This window comes from Rhizobium leguminosarum, assembly GCF_010668065.1.
Classification (GTDB): Bacteria; Pseudomonadota; Alphaproteobacteria; order Rhizobiales; family Rhizobiaceae; genus Rhizobium; species Rhizobium leguminosarum_S.
This window is the reverse complement of the sequence record NZ_WUEN01000018.1, coordinates 37,944-53,627: the sequence shown is the minus strand read 5'-3', so window position 1 is coordinate 53,627 and position 15,684 is coordinate 37,944. Positions and strand designations below refer to the sequence as shown.

15 protein-coding genes and 1 tRNA gene are annotated in these 15,684 nt (G+C 60.1%); 4 read left to right on the top strand and 12 right to left on the bottom strand.

Features of this window, described 5'->3' with window-relative positions:
• The first annotated feature begins 31 nt into the window (after positions 1 to 31).
• Positions 32 to 505, top strand: a complete 474-nt coding sequence (locus tag GR198_RS31500; RefSeq protein ID WP_003544300.1) for a hypothetical protein — start codon at positions 32 to 34, stop codon at positions 503 to 505.
• Positions 506 to 508: 3 nt separating this feature from the next.
• On the opposite strand, the gene GR198_RS31495 is transcribed toward GR198_RS31500, so the two are convergent.
• The 9 genes from GR198_RS31495 to GR198_RS31455 form a co-directional block, all read right to left on the bottom strand.
• Positions 509 to 1,297 carry a YdcF family protein gene (locus tag GR198_RS31495; protein WP_164070245.1) on the bottom strand — a complete coding sequence of 263 codons (789 nt, stop codon included), beginning with the start codon at positions 1,295 to 1,297 and terminating at the stop codon, positions 509 to 511.
• Between the two features lie 68 nt (positions 1,298 to 1,365).
• On the bottom strand, positions 1,366 to 2,088 hold the full coding sequence (locus GR198_RS31490) for a YoaK family protein (protein WP_164070244.1): 723 nt from the start codon (positions 2,086 to 2,088) through the stop codon (positions 1,366 to 1,368).
• Positions 2,089 to 2,249: 161 nt separating this feature from the next.
• Positions 2,250 to 3,098 carry a serine O-acetyltransferase gene (gene cysE, locus GR198_RS31485; RefSeq protein ID WP_164070243.1) on the bottom strand — a complete coding sequence of 283 codons (849 nt, stop codon included), beginning with the start codon at positions 3,096 to 3,098 and terminating at the stop codon, positions 2,250 to 2,252.
• A gap of 66 nt (positions 3,099 to 3,164) precedes the next feature.
• Positions 3,165 to 4,118: a sulfonate ABC transporter substrate-binding protein gene (locus GR198_RS31480; protein ID WP_164070242.1), complete on the bottom strand. Its 954-nt coding sequence runs from the start codon at positions 4,116 to 4,118 to the stop codon at positions 3,165 to 3,167.
• 161 nt (positions 4,119 to 4,279) lie between these two features.
• Complete coding sequence (locus tag GR198_RS31475) at positions 4,280 to 5,308, bottom strand: NADP-dependent oxidoreductase (RefSeq protein ID WP_164070252.1); 1,029 nt, start codon at positions 5,306 to 5,308, stop codon at positions 4,280 to 4,282.
• A 244-nt stretch (positions 5,309 to 5,552) separates the two neighbouring features.
• Positions 5,553 to 6,482: a TauD/TfdA dioxygenase family protein gene (locus GR198_RS31470; RefSeq protein ID WP_164070241.1), complete on the bottom strand. Its 930-nt coding sequence runs from the start codon at positions 6,480 to 6,482 to the stop codon at positions 5,553 to 5,555.
• A 391-nt stretch (positions 6,483 to 6,873) separates the two neighbouring features.
• Positions 6,874 to 7,113, bottom strand: coding sequence for a GIY-YIG nuclease family protein (locus GR198_RS31465; RefSeq protein WP_029873772.1), 240 nt, complete (start codon positions 7,111 to 7,113; stop codon positions 6,874 to 6,876).
• 120 nt (positions 7,114 to 7,233) lie between these two features.
• Positions 7,234 to 7,309: transfer RNA gene (locus GR198_RS31460), tRNA-Ala, on the bottom strand.
• A 150-nt stretch (positions 7,310 to 7,459) separates the two neighbouring features.
• Positions 7,460 to 7,843 carry a TIGR02300 family protein gene (locus GR198_RS31455; protein WP_017966434.1) on the bottom strand — a complete coding sequence of 128 codons (384 nt, stop codon included), beginning with the start codon at positions 7,841 to 7,843 and terminating at the stop codon, positions 7,460 to 7,462.
• 276 nt (positions 7,844 to 8,119) lie between these two features.
• Between GR198_RS31455 and aroA the strand changes: the two genes are divergently transcribed.
• The 3 genes from aroA to rpsA all read left to right on the top strand — a co-directional run bounded on the left by aroA (position 8,120) and on the right by rpsA (position 12,075).
• Entirely contained in the window at positions 8,120 to 9,478 is a 1,359-nt protein-coding gene (gene aroA / locus GR198_RS31450) for a 3-phosphoshikimate 1-carboxyvinyltransferase (RefSeq protein ID WP_164070240.1), read from the top strand.
• A gap of 69 nt (positions 9,479 to 9,547) precedes the next feature.
• The gene (cmk, locus tag GR198_RS31445) at positions 9,548 to 10,195 is read left to right on the top strand and encodes a (d)CMP kinase (RefSeq protein WP_164070239.1); all 648 of its coding nucleotides are present in this window, start codon (positions 9,548 to 9,550) and stop codon (positions 10,193 to 10,195) included.
• 176 nt (positions 10,196 to 10,371) lie between these two features.
• Positions 10,372 to 12,075, top strand: coding sequence for a 30S ribosomal protein S1 (gene rpsA / locus GR198_RS31440; protein ID WP_003544285.1), 1,704 nt, complete (start codon positions 10,372 to 10,374; stop codon positions 12,073 to 12,075).
• Between the two features lie 172 nt (positions 12,076 to 12,247).
• Here the strand turns inward: rpsA and GR198_RS31435 are convergent, their stop codons facing one another.
• The 3 genes from GR198_RS31435 to GR198_RS31425 form a co-directional block, all read right to left on the bottom strand.
• A complete protein-coding gene (locus tag GR198_RS31435) occupies positions 12,248 to 13,813 on the bottom strand; it encodes a hypothetical protein (RefSeq protein ID WP_164070238.1) in 1,566 nt (521 codons plus the stop codon).
• Positions 13,814 to 14,043: 230 nt separating this feature from the next.
• Positions 14,044 to 14,670 (bottom strand): ribonuclease D, encoded by a 627-nt coding sequence (locus tag GR198_RS31430; RefSeq protein ID WP_164070237.1) that lies wholly within the window; start codon positions 14,668 to 14,670, stop codon positions 14,044 to 14,046.
• 202 nt (positions 14,671 to 14,872) lie between these two features.
• Positions 14,873 to 15,682, bottom strand: a complete 810-nt coding sequence (locus GR198_RS31425; protein WP_164070236.1) for a MerR family transcriptional regulator — start codon at positions 15,680 to 15,682, stop codon at positions 14,873 to 14,875.
• Positions 15,683 to 15,684: the final 2 nt, after the last annotated feature.

The window sequence follows — 15,684 nt, the reverse complement described above, 5'->3', positions numbered from 1 at the left end:
CCACAGAGCCTTTATCCAAAAGAGGAAAGCCGTGAAAACGCTGGTGCTCGCCGTTCTGAATATCGTCCTGCTGCTTGCCATGCCGGCTGTCGCCCTCAGTCAGCAATCGCTGATCTCCGACCCTGAGATCTACGAGAAGAAACATTTCCAGGAGCAGTGCAAGACGGCCGAATTTGCCGACGGCTTCATCATCCGACAGGACATCAACAATGACGGCCTGATCGACGCGGTGGTCAACGAGGGCCAGCTGACCTGCGACGGGCAGAAGGGGCCGCAATGCAATGACGACGGCTGCACCTATAATTTCTACCTGCAGGTTGCCGAAGGCGGTTATTTCATGATCGCGACGGCGCAAATCTATGGTTACGATTTCGTCCAGCGCTTCGGCAACATGGTGTTGGCGATGAAGATGCATCCGCGCTTCTGCGACCGCACCGAAGGTGATCCCTGCATCGTGACGGCACGCGTCCGCGGCACGAAATTCGTCACCATCTCGAAGAAATAGCTCTCAGCTCGGATAAAGTTCCGATGTGCGGCCGGCGAGATAATAGCCGACCAGGCCGTACCATTCGCGGATCGCCGTCGCCATGTTCTGCGCATTGAGGTTCGGCTGGGTAAAATCCAACCCCGGCCTTACCTGGCCGTCGGTGCGATAATCGGTCGGCCAGGGCACGATATCGATGCCGAGCTTGCGGAAGATGCCGACGGAGCGCGGCATGTGAAAACCCGACGTGATCAGCAGGCAATTGGAAAGCCCCTGGCTTGCCAGGAATTCCTTGGTGTTGACGGCGTTTTCGAAGGTCGTGCGCGATTGCCTCTCCTCGATCAGGCGATCCCTGCCGACGCCGAAGAGCGGGAAGAAACGCTCGGACGCGGCCGCATCGCCTTCATAGATGCCGGAGATGGAGCCGTCGCCGCCCGACACCAGAATGCGCGACTGGGGAAATTTCTGCGCCAGCCGCAGGGCTTCGATGAAGCGATCGGCTCCACCATTGAATTCTATGCCGTGGCGCGCCGTGTTCACCTCATTTTCGAAGGCGCCGCCGAGCACGATCATGCATTGCAGGCTATCGGGATCGGCGGCGGGCTTTGCGAAGCGCTGCTCGAGACCCTGCATCAGCAGGTTGCCGGCCGTGGTGTAGAGCGTAACGAAGAGGATGAGGGCCGAACCGGCTGCGCCGAGGATACTTAAGATACGCCAGCGCAGAAGGCCGGCAAGCAGGGCAAGGAAGACGAGGAAGAATGCCAGCGACAACGGCTGAGCGAAAATCCAGACAAGCTTCGAAATCAGGAACAAGACCCACTCCTTGAGGATTGGCGGCGATCCTTCCTATCCGATTCGACGGTGACAGGAATGCGACGGTTTTATTTCGCGCGCGTGATGGCCGATCCGCTCGGTGCGACCTTCTGATTGAAGCGGCGCTGAAGCGGCCGCGGGATGAGCATGGCGGCAAGTGCAAGCACCATGGCGAAAAGGGAGACCAGCCACAGCGCATGCGCGCCCGTTAGCCGTGTCAGGACGGCCCCGGCGATTGCGCCGAGCACCATGCCGCCCCAGGGCACGATCTGGATCGTCCATTCGACACGACGATCGCCGATGATCCAGCGGCCGATACCGCGGCCGAAACGCGACAGGGCGCCGGTCACATAGGTCAGCCCGATCGGCAGGCCTTCAATGTGCTCGACGGCAGCGTTCACCATGCCCATGGAAAAAACGATCATGTAGAACCGCACGAACAACATGTTCTGTACCGTCATCATCGAGGCGAGCGCCAGAACCAACCCGACGCAGCCGAGCACCACAAAGATCCGGCGCTCGGAGACATGGGAGATGACGACGCCAGCCGCATTGCCGAGCACGAAAACGACGATGGCGCAGATCAGGACCGCGGCGTGATAAAGATTGCCCTCGCTCAGGGCGAGTGCCGCCCGCGTCGTGTTGCCCGTCATGAAGGAGACGAAATCGCCGGTCAGCAGAAGACCGGTGGCATCGGTCATGCCGGCAAGAAATGAGATCGAGCCGACAAGGGCGAGCCCGGTCAGGGTTCGTCGGGTACGGATGATGCGGCGGCGTCTTGATCTGGTCATTGGCTGAGGGTCCTGGAGCCGAATCGCTGAGATTGCGGCAACCAACATACATCGTCCTATTGAGGAATTGGCAAAGGCGATTGGAAGGGGATGGGTGGGGGGCGGCGCGATTTCAAGTCACTCGTCACGCCAACCTCGCCCAGACAAGCCTACCCCAGGCCTTAGATCGTATACTCCGGTTCAGACAGGGTCTGGTCCATCGTAATGCCCGGAAGGTTAAAGTGGCGCTTGCCTACCTGCCTCGCCGGAATGCCGGCGACCGATGTGTAGGCTGTAACGGCATTTACGACCACGCTGCCTGCACCCACCTTGGCGCCGACACCAATTTCGATGTTGCCGAGAATCTTGGCCCCTGCTCCGATAAGAGCGCCGCGCCGCACCTTGGGGTGCCGGTCGCCGGTCTCCTTGCCTGTCCCTCCCAATGTGACGTTCTGGAGTATCGATACGTCATCTTCAACGACCGCCGTTTCGCCGATGACCAAGCCGCTCCCATGATCGAGCATGATGCTCCTGCCCATCTTTGCAGCGGGATGAATGTCGACGCCGAAAACCTCAGAAATTCGGCTCTGGATGTGGCGCGCCAAATGGAGGCGGTCATGATGCCAAAGCCAGTGGGCGACGCGTTGTCCCTGCAGAGCCACAAAGCCCTTGAAATAAAGGAATGGCGTCAGGATTTCCGTGTTCGATGGATCACGCTCCTTGATCGCGGTCAGATCGGCGGCGGCATCGGCGACAATATTGCGATTACCGTCGAAGGCTTGCGCAATCACCGCTAGCAGTTCGTCATGGTCGAGGTCGTGTTTGGCCAGTTTGATCGCGACCCGCTGAGCGAGCGCCTGAGCGAAACTCGCATGATAAAGCACTGCGGAATTCATGGCGCGCGTGAGTGCTGCATCTTTGGCCGAAGCATTGACGGCCTCCGTGCAAAGAGCCTCCCATATCGCGGCAACCTGAGGCGAAGGGGATGGCTCCGTCGACAGATTGCTCAAGCTGACCAGTGGGACTGTCATGCTAGCTTCCTTCCGCAGGCGGACGTCGCGACGTCCGGCATGCAGACGTAGGCGGGAAGAGGAGCACTACGCCTTGCCCTTGCGGACAACGTCGGCAATCGTCACCTCCTTGGGAATGAGCTTGAGTTTGAAAAAGGTGTCGGCGATGTTCTGCTGCTGCGCGACGACAGTGTCATCCAGGCTCTTGACCCCATAGGACTGGCGCTCGAGCGCCTTGACGAGGACAGGTTCGGGGATGCCGACCGATGGTGAGAGCTCCGCAGCCGCAGCCGCGGTGTCGGACTTGGTCCATTCGTCGATCTCGGAAATGGCGTCGATCAAGACATCGATCGCCTCGGCGTGACCGTCGACCAGCGACTTGGTGCCGAGATAGAACTGATGATTGGGGACGATGCCTTCGCCGTTTCTGAGTTCTCGCGCTTCGACCGCGACTTCCGCCGCGGCCTGGAAGGGATCCCAGATGACCCAAGCATCGACCGCGCCCTTTTCGAAGGCTGCGCGGCCGTCGGCCGGAGCGAGGAAGGATGATTCGACGTCCTCATAGGTCAAGCCGGCTTCTTCGAGCGCCTTGACGAGCAGGTAATGCACGTTCGAGCCCTTGTTGAAGGCGACCTTCTTGCCTTTCAGTTCCGCGACGGACTTTATGGGGCTGTCCTTCGGGACCAGTATGGCTTCTCCGCGCGGGGCGGGCGGCTCGTGTGCGATATAGACAAGCGGAGCGTTTGCGGCCTGGGCGAAGATCGGCGGCGTTTCGCCGGTCGATCCGAAATCGACAGCACCAGCGTTCAGGGCCTCGAGCAGTTGAGGACCGCCCGGAAACTCGGTCCATTCAACGGTGTAGCCGATGGATTCAAGTTTCTTCTCCAGCGTGCCTTTGCCCTTGAGAAGCACTAGCGTTCCATATTTCTGGTAGCCGATACGCACGACCTTGTCAGCGGCGCCGGCCAGCCGAACATGGGTCAAAGGTGTCGCGATGGCACCTGCCACCACTGCAGTGAAAGCTCGCCTTGTGATCTTCATCATACCCTCCGGAATAAGACGAGACCAAATTAAAGCGTCTCTATATTTTTGATAGAATATACGTGCTCCGATGTCCGCTTCTTCGGGATTCGCTTTTTTGTTCTGTTCCGACCGTGAGCAAAAAGAACTGCGCCGCGAAATAGAAACACCGGGGCGACGGATCAGGGCGCGACGCGTACGATCAGCTTTCCGAAATTCTTCCCTTCCAGAAGGCCAAGAAAAGCCTCCGGAGCGTTTTCAAGTCCGTCAACGATATCTTCCTTGTACTTCAGCCGTCCTTCGGAGATCCACGCTGCGGCTTGCTCATAGAAGTCAGGACGCTGATCGGCAAATTCGCGCTGTATGAAGCCTCGTATGGTGAGGCTTTTCCGCAGGATGGCACGCATCACCGCAGGAAGCTGATCACCTCCGTTCGAGACAGAGGATCCTTCGTTGTAATGCGCGATGAGGCCACAGACCGGTATGCGGGCGAAGTCGTTCAGCAATGGAAACACCGCGCTCCAGACGTGGCCACCAACATTCTCGAAATAGACATCGATTCCGTTCGGACAGGCGGCTGCGAGTTGTGCCGGAAAATCGCTCGAATGATGGTCTATCGCGACATCGAAGCCGAGCTCTTGGCGTAAGTGGTCACATTTCTTGGACCCGCCTGCGATTCCGACAACACGCGCACCGTAAATCTTTGCCATCTGCCCTACTGCCGAGCCAACCGCGCCGCTCGCTGCCGCGACCACAAGTGTTTCGCCGGCTTTGGGTTTGCCAATATTGCGAAGCCCGGCATAGGCCGTAAAGCCCGGCATTCCAAGAATGCCGAGTGCTGTCGTGATCGGTGCGGTTTCCGGATCGAGCTTCTGCAAGCCCGCACCATCGGAAATCGCATAGCTCTGCCAGCCGGAATGCGAGAGGACGATATCCCCCGCCTTGAACGCCGTGTTGCGGCTGTGCGCGACCTGCGCAACCGTGCCCCCTTCCATCACACCGCCAATTTCGACCGGCTTGGCATAGGACTTGGCAACGTCCATGCGGCCCCGCATGTAGGGGTCAAGGGAAAGATAAAGCGTCTTGAGAAGAACCTCGCCCTCGGCGAGATCCCGAACCGTCTCCCGCTCGAGCCGGAAATTCGCAGCCACCGGCTTTCCGGATGGGCGCGATGCAAGGACGATGCGGGTGGTAACGGGTTGACTAACCATGGGTGTTCTCCTCTTCGAATTTCTCCTTGGTGTATCAGGAATTTGCTTGAAGCGAACTGAGCGCTCGCCATCTGGGCCGTACCGGCGCACCCCTGGTCGTCGTGTCGCGGGCGCGTTCACAACCAGCATGCCTGGAAATGTGACCGTGCTCAGTTCGCCCTTTATGACGCGCGTTCGCCGATCGAGTAGCGCGGAAAGCGCCGCGCTATATCAAGCTTCATGGTTGCTCCCTAGTCCAGCCGCCTCACGCGGCCTTTGCTTTCGGCTTGGCGACCTTGACGTGGGTTACGCTGCGGCGGCCGTCGACGCTGACGGGGACGTCGCCGTCAACGGTGGCGCGGCGCGCGACCCGGTGCTGGTCGCCGTAGTCGTTGACAGCGTAGTGCTGGGTCGCGCGATTATCCCAGATTGCGACGTCACCGGCTCTCCAGTGCCAGCGCCCGGTATTTTCCGGCGCGGTAACATAGGACTGGAACACCTCGTAGAGTTTTGCGGAGTCGCTCTTCGACAAGCCGACGAGACGCTGAACGAAATTGCCGAGCAGCAGCGATCTTTCGCCGGTTTCGGGATGGACACGCACGACTGGATGCTCGGTCTCGTAGATGGTCGACGTGAAAACTTCCTCGAAATGCTTCTTCTCGTCAGCGGTGGCGCGAGGGCGCACGGCTGCGTAGTCATAGGCATTGCTGTGAATGGCCCACAAATTGTCCGCCAGCAATTTGAGCGATGCTGGCAGACTTTCGTATGCGGCATGGGTGTTGGACCAGATCGTATCACCTCCAGCCGCCGGAATGACGACGCCGCGAAGGACCGAGAATTTGGGATAGGCATCCACGAAGGTGACGTCGGTGTGCCACTGGTCCGCCCTGCCGCCTCCGCGGCTGGAATCGAGATTGAGGATGGAAGCCGTGCCGGCCACCGGACCCTGAGTTGGATGAGGCACAAGGTCGCCCAGGCGGCGCGCGAACGATTCCTGTTCGGAATCGCCAAGATGGTCCTGATCGCGGAAAAAGATGACTTTGTGTTTCAGGAGAAGCTGGTTGATGGCTGCGACCGTCGCGTCGGAAAGGTCTCCGCCGAGGCGAATACCCCTGATTTCGGCTCCGACGCGGCCGGTCAGCGGCACGACATCGGACTCGGGAATGATCTGATTGACGAGAACTGGATTGCTCATGGATATCTCCTGGCTGATCTTGGAAGAAGACGGCAAGTCACATGCGCCCAACGACGCATTCGCCGGACGTTCGAAAATCTTATTGTTAAAATCGACAGGGCTATGGAACGCTATAATCCATCAAATCAATAGACAAAATATTCTAATTTTGACTGTTTGCCCGAAACAGCCGCCTTCGATATTTTCTTATTGCCGGTGAATTCTCACTTGGGGCCTTCAGCGATGCATCTTTCGATAGCCAAGCGGCTTGCGCGTGGATGCCTAATTGGCAAAGACGATTAGAAGGGGATGGGGGCGTTTACGTCAATCTAACGCGCGACCCGGTCGGTCGACGTTGCAATTGTCTGATCGGGCGGCTGTGGGAGCGTCCTGCCGGAATTGAAGGGGGCGGCTAGAGTCTTTTCTTTGCGAAAGCTCTGCCTGAAGCCGACTTCAGATATTTCTCGAAAGCGAAGGCCTGCGTTTCATCGGAGAAAGCGAGATAGGTCTTGAGAGACCAAGGGAGGTACTTCGAGGTATGCGAAACCTCGCCGGCGTTGTGTTTTGCCAGGCGCGACTTCAGGTCACTCGTCACGCCAACGTAATAGCGATCCGGAAATTCAGTGCTATGGAGAATGTAGACGTACTTCATGGAAGAATCATAGCCCGCCTACGTTGCTTCGCAACTTCGGCGCGGCAGCCTCCGCTTCCTTCTCGCCCTCGTCCCGTCAAGCCTGCCGGCTTGCCGAGCCGAAGCTCGAAGAGCGTAGGCTGGTGGAGCTAAGCGGGATCGAACCGCTGACCTCTTGCATGCCATGCAAGCGCTCTCCCAGCTGAGCTATAGCCCCATCAAGGTGGTCCGGCTCGAGGCCGGTCCTGGGATGCTCCTCAAGGCGTGCCCTGCGGAGTGGCGGCTTATTACTTCCGGATTCCGGAGATAGCAAGCCTAAAAAAATGCGGCCCGGAGAATTTTTTCCTCGCCGGGCCGAAATGTGGTCTCAGACTTCGTCTTCGTCGCCGGTCACGCCGATGATATCGCTCATGTCGTCATCATCGTCATCTTCGTCGGGTGTGAGGAAGGTATCGTCGTCGTCATCGCCTTCGATTTCGACATCGTCATCGCCGATATCCGGAATGTCGTCGCCGCCGGCGGCGTCATCGGCATCCTCAAGCGAAACCAGTTCGACTTCGGTGTTTTCAGTATCGACTTCCGCGACCTCGTCTTCCTCGGCAACTTCGGCGATCGCCGAGGTTTCTTCAAAGAAGGACAGAGGGTAGGACTTGCCGGTATAAGGAGAGACGATCGGATCCCGGTTCAGATCATAAAACTTCTTGCCGGTTTCCGGATCGGTACGCTTGGTTCCAAGTTCCGCTTTCGCCACTATGAGCCTCGTGTGAATGACCGAATGCGAGATTCGGCAAATGCCGACCAAGCCGGCGTTCCATCGGAATTTATAAGCCGGTCCCCTTAATCGCTGTGGCTTCCCATGTCAAAGCCAAACTTTGCGATCGGAGCGCGGGGTTTTTGGCAAGCCGACAGATGACCGCCCGGTGCGTTTATGTTAACGAGCCGCAACAGCTGCAGAAGCGGACGGGAATTGCGACCGGCCAAGCCCGTCTTGCGGCGAAAATAGACTGCGTTTGCAAAGGATTGCGTCATGCTGAACGGCTCCGCGTCAAAGCCCGCCACCGCCCGCAAATCCGCCGGTCTTACGGGCAGCGTCCGTATTCCGGGCGACAAATCGATCTCGCATCGTTCCTTCATGTTCGGCGGGCTTGCTTCCGGCGAAACCCGGATCACCGGCCTGCTCGAAGGCGAGGACGTGATCAATACCGGCCGGGCGATGCAGGCGATGGGCGCCAGGATTCGCAAAGAAGGCGCGCAATGGGTGATCGAGGGCACCGGCAACGGTGCGCTGCTTGCGCCTGACGCGCCGCTCGACTTCGGCAATGCCGGCACCGGCGTGCGGCTGACCATGGGCCTCGTCGGCACTTACGACTTTCACTCGACCTTCATCGGCGACGCCTCGCTTTCGAAACGGCCGATGGGCCGCGTGCTCAATCCGCTGCGCGAAATGGGCGTGCAGATCAGCGCCTCCGAGGGCGACAGGCTGCCGGTGACGCTCAAAGGCCCGGGAACGCCGAGCCCGATCCGCTATCGGGTGCCTATGGCCTCCGCCCAGGTGAAATCGGCCGTCCTGCTTGCCGGCCTCAATACGCCTGGAGTCACCACGGTCATCGAGCCGGTGATGACGCGCGACCATACCGAGAAGATGCTGCAGGGTTTTGGTGCTGCCCTTTCCGTCGAGACCGATAACGAGGGTGTACGCACGATCCGGCTCGAAGGGCGCGGCAGGCTGACGGGCCAGGTGATCGACGTTCCCGGCGATCCGTCCTCCACCGCCTTCCCGCTGGTTGCGGCGCTGCTTGTCCCCGGCTCCGACATCACTATCGTCAACGTGCTGATGAACCCGACCCGCACCGGGCTGATCCTGACGCTGCAGGAGATGGGGGCCAATATCGAGGTGCTGAATGCGCGTCTTGCCGGCGGCGAGGACGTGGCGGATCTGCGCGTGCGCCATTCCGAACTGAGGGGCGTGACCGTCCCCGAAGATCGCGCGCCGTCGATGATCGATGAATATCCTATTCTCGCCGTCGCCGCCTGTTTCGCCGAGGGCACGACGGTCATGAAGGGGCTGGAGGAACTGCGTGTCAAGGAGTCCGATCGCCTTTCCGCCGTCGCCGACGGGCTGAAACTCAATGGTGTGGATTGCGACGAGGGCGAGGATTTTCTCACCGTGCGCGGCCGGCCAGACGGCAGAGGCCTCGGCAATGCTGCCGGCGGCAGGGTCAGCACACATCTCGACCATCGCATCGCCATGAGCTTCCTTGTCATGGGGCTTGCCTCGGAGCATCCTGTCACGATCGACGACGCGGCGATGATCGCGACCAGCTTTCCCGAATTCATGCAGCTGATGACCGGCCTTGGCGCAAAGATCGAGGCGGTGCCGGAATGATGTGCCAGCCACCATTCCCCGAAGCCAAACTCATTTGCCGTTTCGGCGCGCTGTCGCAGGATTGATCACATGACGAACGAGACCTTCACCATCGCCATCGATGGCCCGGCAGCAGCCGGCAAGGGCACGCTCTCGCGCCGCATCGCAGAGCGCTACGGCTTCCATCATCTGGATACCGGCCTGACCTATCGCGCCACGGCCAAGGCGCTGCTCGATGCCGGCCTGCCGCTCGACGACGAGGCGGTGGCGGAAAAGATCACAAGAGAGGTTGAACTCGCCGGATTGGATCGCGATATACTTTCCAAACATGAGATCGGCGAAGCCGCATCGAAGATTGCCGTCATGCCGGCGGTGCGCCGGGCTCTGGTCGAAGCGCAGCGACGGTTTTCGACGAAAGTGCCGGGAACGGTGCTCGATGGGCGCGATATCGGCACGGTCGTCTGCCCGAATGCGGCGGTGAAATTCTATGTAACGGCGTCGCCGGAAGTCCGCGCAAGACGCCGTTATGACGAGATCCTCGGCAAAGGCCTGACGGCGGATTTCGATGCGATCTTCGAGGACGTCAAGCGGCGCGACGAACGCGACATGGGACGGGCCGACAGCCCTTTGAAACCAGCTGATGATGCGCACTTGCTTGATACGTCGGAAATGAGTATAGAGGCCGCGTTTCAAGCTGCTCAATCGATCATCGATGCGGTCTTGAGCCGAAATGCCTAAATTCAAGCGATTTTGCGTGCTCTGAGCATGGATCGCTTCTAATACAGCAAGCCTGAAATTCCGTCCAAGCGCCGGATTGCCTTCGTAAGAGAGGGCGGACTGGGTTCAGGCCCGTTCAACGCAAACCAACCGGCGCATACGTGTCCGCTTCCGTTTCAGGACACGCAGGAGATTTTATGTCAGTAGCTACCCCCTCCCGCGAGGATTTCGCGGCTCTTCTCGAAGAGTCCTTTGCCAAGAACGACCTGGCCGAAGGCTATGTCACCAAGGGCATCGTCACGGGCATCGAGAAGGACGTCGCCGTTGTCGACGTCGGCCTGAAGGTTGAAGGCCGCATCGCGCTCAAGGAATTCGGCGCGCGCGCCAAGGACGGCCTGTTGAAGGTCGGCGACGAAGTCGAAGTTTATGTCGAGCGCATCGAAAACGCGCTTGGCGAAGCCGTTCTGTCGCGCGAGAAGGCTCGCCGCGAAGAAAGCTGGGTCAAGCTCGAAGCCAAGTTCGAAGCTGGCGAGCGCGTCGAAGGCGTGATCTTCAACCAGGTCAAGGGCGGCTTCACGGTCGACCTCGACGGTGCGATCGCCTTCCTGCCGCGTTCTCAGGTCGATATTCGCCCGATCCGCGACGTGACCCCGCTGATGCACAACCCGCAGCCCTTCGAAATCCTCAAGATGGACAAGCGCCGCGGCAATATCGTGGTTTCGCGCCGTACGGTTCTGGAAGAATCCCGTGCCGAGCAGCGTTCTGAAATTGTTCAGAACCTCGAAGAAGGCCAGGTTGTTGACGGCGTCGTCAAGAACATCACCGATTACGGTGCGTTCGTTGACCTCGGCGGCATCGACGGCCTGCTGCACGTCACCGACATGGCATGGCGCCGTGTGAACCATCCGTCGGAAATCCTGAACATCGGCCAGCAGGTCAAGGTTCAGATCATCCGCATCAACCAGGAAACCCACCGTATCTCGCTCGGCATGAAGCAGCTCGAGAGCGATCCGTGGGATGGCATCCAGGCCAAGTATCCGGAAGGCAAGAAGATTTCCGGTACCGTCACGAATATCACCGACTACGGTGCATTCGTCGAGCTGGAGCCGGGCATCGAAGGCCTGATCCACATCTCGGAAATGTCCTGGACCAAGAAGAACGTTCATCCCGGCAAGATCCTGTCCACGAGCCAGGAAGTCGAAGTCGTCGTTCTCGAAGTCGATCCGTCCAAGCGCCGTATTTCGCTCGGCCTCAAGCAGACGCTGGAAAACCCGTGGGCAGCATTCGCCCGCAGCCATCCGGCCGGCACTGAAGTCGAAGGCGAAGTCAAGAACAAGACCGAATTCGGCCTGTTCATCGGCCTCGACGGCGATGTAGACGGCATGGTGCACCTCTCCGACCTCGACTGGAACCGTCCGGGCGAACAGGTCATCGAGGAGTTCAACAAGGGTGACGTCGTCAAGGCCGTCGTTCTCGACGTCGATGTCGAGAAGGAACGCATCTCGCTCGGCATCAAGCAGCTCGGCAAGGATGCGGTCGGCGACGCCGCTGCTTCTGGCGACCTGCGCAAGAATGCAGTCGTTTCCTGCGAAGTGATCGCGGTCAACGACGGCGGTGTCGAAGTGAAGCTCGTCAACCACGAGGACATCACTTCCTTCATCCGTCGCGCCGACCTCGCCCGCGACCGCGACGAGCAGCGCCCCGAGCGCTTCTCGGTCGGCCAGGTGTTCGACGCCCGCGTCACCAACTTCTCCAAGAAGGACCGCAAGATCATGCTGTCCATCAAGGCTCTGGAGATTGCGGAAGAGAAGGAAGCCGTTGCCCAGTTCGGTTCGTCCGACAGCGGCGCTTCGCTCGGCGACATTCTGGGCGCAGCCCTGAAGAACCGCGGCGGCGAATAAGCCTCGCATCCGCCTTTGAATTGAAGAACCCGCCGGAGCGATCCGGCGGGTTCTTCATTTTCAGGCTTTAAAAAGAGCGGTTCTGCTTTTCATGGAGCGCAGAACCGCTCTATCCTTTTGTTTCCACGCAATTCCGGACGGAAAACCGCTTCACACTTTTCCTGGAATTGCTTTATTCCCAGCCGACCATGCGCTGATAGAGGGCATAGACCGGATCGGCGGCCGCGCCTGCCGGCTGATGAGCCACCGGTTCGGCATCGATCATCCTCGGGGTCCTCCGCGCTGGTGCTACGTCGGTCTCTTCGCCGTCGGGCTCGGCATCCTCGCCGCCGGACTGCGCCTGCTGCTCGTCCTGATTCTGATCCTGTGGGGCGCCGTCGCGATGGTGCTGGTGCTGGTGGTGGGTTTCGCCTGCCTTTTCGTTCGACAGAATATCCTTGGCAAACTGATAGGGCAGCTGGGTGTAGGCAAGTCCCTCCGGCATTCTTGCCGCCAGCGGCACATAGGGGGATTCGATCGTCTCTGGGAGCGGTATCATTTCCGCTTGGGCGGAGACTTCCCTCGGCTGGCGGGTCTCGACAACCAAGGGCGGGATATCCGGCTGCGACGGGCGGAGCGCTGCGGTCTGGCGGACGTCCGGCGCGGCAAGTTCCACCGGCTGCTTAGTCAGGCTCCCGGTCGCCTCGCTGATGACGGCCTCATCGAGGATCGTATCGATTTCCACCGCCGCCTCGACGGGAACATCCTCCAGCACGGTTTCGATTTCCTGCTCGCGGATGAGGGTGGCGATCATCTCCGAGGCCTCTTCGGTCATGGAGGCGACGATCCCCGCCCAGTTCCTGGGAATGACGGGATCGGCCTTGTCGGACACTATGCGGGGCTGAACGGCCGATTGCTCCACCGCTTCCTGCGTATCCTCGATTTTGTCCAGATCCGTTGACAATAATTGCTGGGCTTCGATCTCCTGCGGCAGGGATTCTTCCGCGGCGACTTCCGCTGCCGCCACCGGGGCAGGCTGGGCCGGGGCTTCTTCAGGCTGTGGCGTTTCCGGATCGGCGGCCTCGACAGTTTCGGCGATAAGCGGCTCTTCGGCAGTCACGAGCGCTGCAGCCTCGGTCAGCGGAGCGACCAATACCGGCACCTTTTCCGCCAGCTGGCGCGTGGCGGCAGCCGGCCTGCTGTCCTCATGCAGCTGGATTTCGGGGCGGGCTTCGGCGCGCATCGGCGAGGCGTCGTTCTGGCGATAGGAGCGCACGACGGCGCGGGCGGCGAGATCGCGATCCTTATAGCGGACAATCTCCAGATAGGCGACGATGCGAGCGGCTTCCGGGCCTGTCGGGTTTTTCAGAGCTTCGGCAATGGTCCGCAGCGGCAGACCGTGGCCTTGCGCGGTCAGCTGGCGCTCGACCTCGTCGATTCTCGCGGCCGGCAGCCGCCGGATCGCATCGGCAAGCCGGGAGGCGAAGGCAAGATTGCTCTCATCATCTCCACGATCGAGCGAGATCGAGCGGCCTGCCGCATCGATGACATCGAAAAGGGCTTCGACCATGCGCTCGCGCGCCGCAAGGAGCAGAATATTGAGCTTGCCGGCAATGGCGGAATTGAGGTCTGCGGCTTCGACGGCGTTGACAGGCGCGGGGGCAATCGCCGAGTGGCCGAGACCACTGGCGACGATCGCCGCTGTCTGACCCTGGGACGAAAAGCTTGCATTGGACGCTGCACGAACGGGAGTCAACATGGCATGCTCCTTTCGTAAAGTGACGATGAAAGCAGGCTCTAGAAAAGGACCGCGCTCATCCGGTCCCCTTGCATCCCAGCAGATCCTCCTGTCCGCATGACGCAGTTCCGGCGTCATCGAATGCATAAAAATTAACAGGAATGTTAATAAACAGGCGTTAATGAATCGCTAACGGCCGCGGACAAGTCTGCCGCCCGGTTATTGGCAAACGCAGAATGAAAGCAATTCGCTCAACTATGGGCGAAGATATCGGCCTCTTCCCAGCCGAGCAGGTCGAGCTTGGCGCGGGTCGGCAGGAATTCGAAGCAGGCCGTCGCATGATCATAGCGGCCGTCGCGGATCAGCCGTTCCGTCAGCTTATCGCGCAACGCATGCAGATAAAGCACGTCGGAGGCGGCATATTCGAGCTGGGCCGGAGACAGCCTCTCGGCCGCCCAATCGGAAGATTGCTGGGCCTTGGAGACGTCGACGTCGAGCATCTCCTTGAGATTGTCCTTGAGGCCGTGGCGATCCGTATAGGTCCGGATCAGGCGCGAAGCGATCTTGGTGCAGAACACCGGGGTCGCGGTGACGCCGAAGGTATGGAAGAGCACGGCAATATCGAAACGGCCGTAATGAAAGATCTTCTGATGGGTGGGGTCTTCAAGCAGGGCGACGAGATTGGGCGCCTCTTTCTGACCGGCGGCGATGCGGATGATATCGGCGGTGCCGTCACCCGGCGAAAGCTGGACGACGCAGAGCCGATCGCGGCGCGGCACCAGGCCGAGCGTTTCGGTGTCGATCGCAATCGCGCCGGTGTAGCGGGCAACGTCGGCCGCGGAAATATCGCCTTCGTGATAACGTATGGTCGCTGCCATGAGACTGTCTTTCGTTCGATGCATCCCCTACAGCGCCGCGCGTCTTTTCGAGAGCCGTAAAGGACGCTGTAGCAATTTGAATGGCTGCATAATTTTATCCTTAAATCGATTCCGATTTAAGGAATTATGCAGCAGCGCTATAGCGCAAAGGCGCAGAGTGCGAAACCGCTTTCCTGCTGGAGCGCCGTGCGTCATTAGTCGTTCAGAATGTCGGCGGCGTATTGATCCAGAGAAGCACGGTTTCGCCATCGTGACGGTTGCGCCAGGAATGGTCGCGGCGGCTTTCGAAATAGAGTGAATCGCCAGGCCCGAGATCGAAGAACTGATCGCCGTCGAGCACCAGTTCGAGCCGGCCGGACAGAACATGCATGAATTCCTCGCCCTCGTGGCGATAGGCGCCCTCGCTGGCAGCACCCGGCGCCAGCACGAAACGATGGCAATCCATCATCCGGCGACCTTCGGCGAGGAGCTGCACCGTGACACCGGGCGTCGTTTCCGGCCAGGCGCGCCATTCGCCGGCGCGCACATGCGCCGATTCCTCTCCGCTTTCTTCGCCGGAGAGGCGGGAAACGGTGGTGCCGTAATACTCTGCGAGATCGTGCAGCGTCTTGAAGCTGACGCCCTGCGAGGTGCGCTCCAACGTCGAGAGCGTCGACGAGGTGACGCCGATGTCGCCGGCCACCTGATCAAGCGTCTTACCGCTCGCATGGCGCAGGCTGCGCAGCTTGCGGCCGAGGCCGGTATCCTGGCTTGCCTCGGCGCCATCGGCGGAAGGTTCCTCGCTCTCCAGCGCCTCGCGGATTGCCGCGGGATTGAGCCCGCGCTCGACACGATACCAGGAGATGCGCTTCAGCCGCGCCACATCGTCGGCGCTGTATTGCCGATGGCCGGTTTCGGAACGACCGGGAACCACCAGACCCTGGCTTTCCCAGAGGCGCAGCGTCGAGGCCGAAACGCCCGCCAGCCGCGCGGCTTCCGCCACCTTGTAGCGTGCAGGCCCATTATCATTCATCC

Excerpts from the sequence above, each read along its gene's own strand:
- GR198_RS31480 (WP_164070242.1), bottom strand. The coding sequence starts at position 4,118 with ATGAAGATCACAAGGCGAGCTTTCACTGCAGTGGTGGCAGGTGCCATC.
- cmk (WP_164070239.1), top strand. The coding sequence starts at position 9,548 with ATGACGAACGAGACCTTCACCATCGCCATCGATGGCCCGGCAGCAGCC.
- GR198_RS31470 (WP_164070241.1), bottom strand. The coding sequence starts at position 6,482 with ATGAGCAATCCAGTTCTCGTCAATCAGATCATTCCCGAGTCCGATGTC.
- aroA (WP_164070240.1), top strand. The coding sequence starts at position 8,120 with ATGCTGAACGGCTCCGCGTCAAAGCCCGCCACCGCCCGCAAATCCGCC.
- rpsA (WP_003544285.1), top strand. The coding sequence starts at position 10,372 with ATGTCAGTAGCTACCCCCTCCCGCGAGGATTTCGCGGCTCTTCTCGAA.
- GR198_RS31490 (WP_164070244.1), bottom strand. The coding sequence starts at position 2,088 with ATGACCAGATCAAGACGCCGCCGCATCATCCGTACCCGACGAACCCTG.
- GR198_RS31475 (WP_164070252.1), bottom strand. The coding sequence starts at position 5,308 with ATGGTTAGTCAACCCGTTACCACCCGCATCGTCCTTGCATCGCGCCCA.
- GR198_RS31465 (WP_029873772.1), bottom strand. The coding sequence starts at position 7,113 with ATGAAGTACGTCTACATTCTCCATAGCACTGAATTTCCGGATCGCTAT.
- GR198_RS31435 (WP_164070238.1), bottom strand. The coding sequence starts at position 13,813 with ATGTTGACTCCCGTTCGTGCAGCGTCCAATGCAAGCTTTTCGTCCCAG.
- cysE (WP_164070243.1), bottom strand. The coding sequence starts at position 3,098 with ATGACAGTCCCACTGGTCAGCTTGAGCAATCTGTCGACGGAGCCATCC.
- GR198_RS31430 (WP_164070237.1), bottom strand. The coding sequence starts at position 14,670 with ATGGCAGCGACCATACGTTATCACGAAGGCGATATTTCCGCGGCCGAC.
- GR198_RS31425 (WP_164070236.1), bottom strand. The coding sequence starts at position 15,682 with ATGAATGATAATGGGCCTGCACGCTACAAGGTGGCGGAAGCCGCGCGG.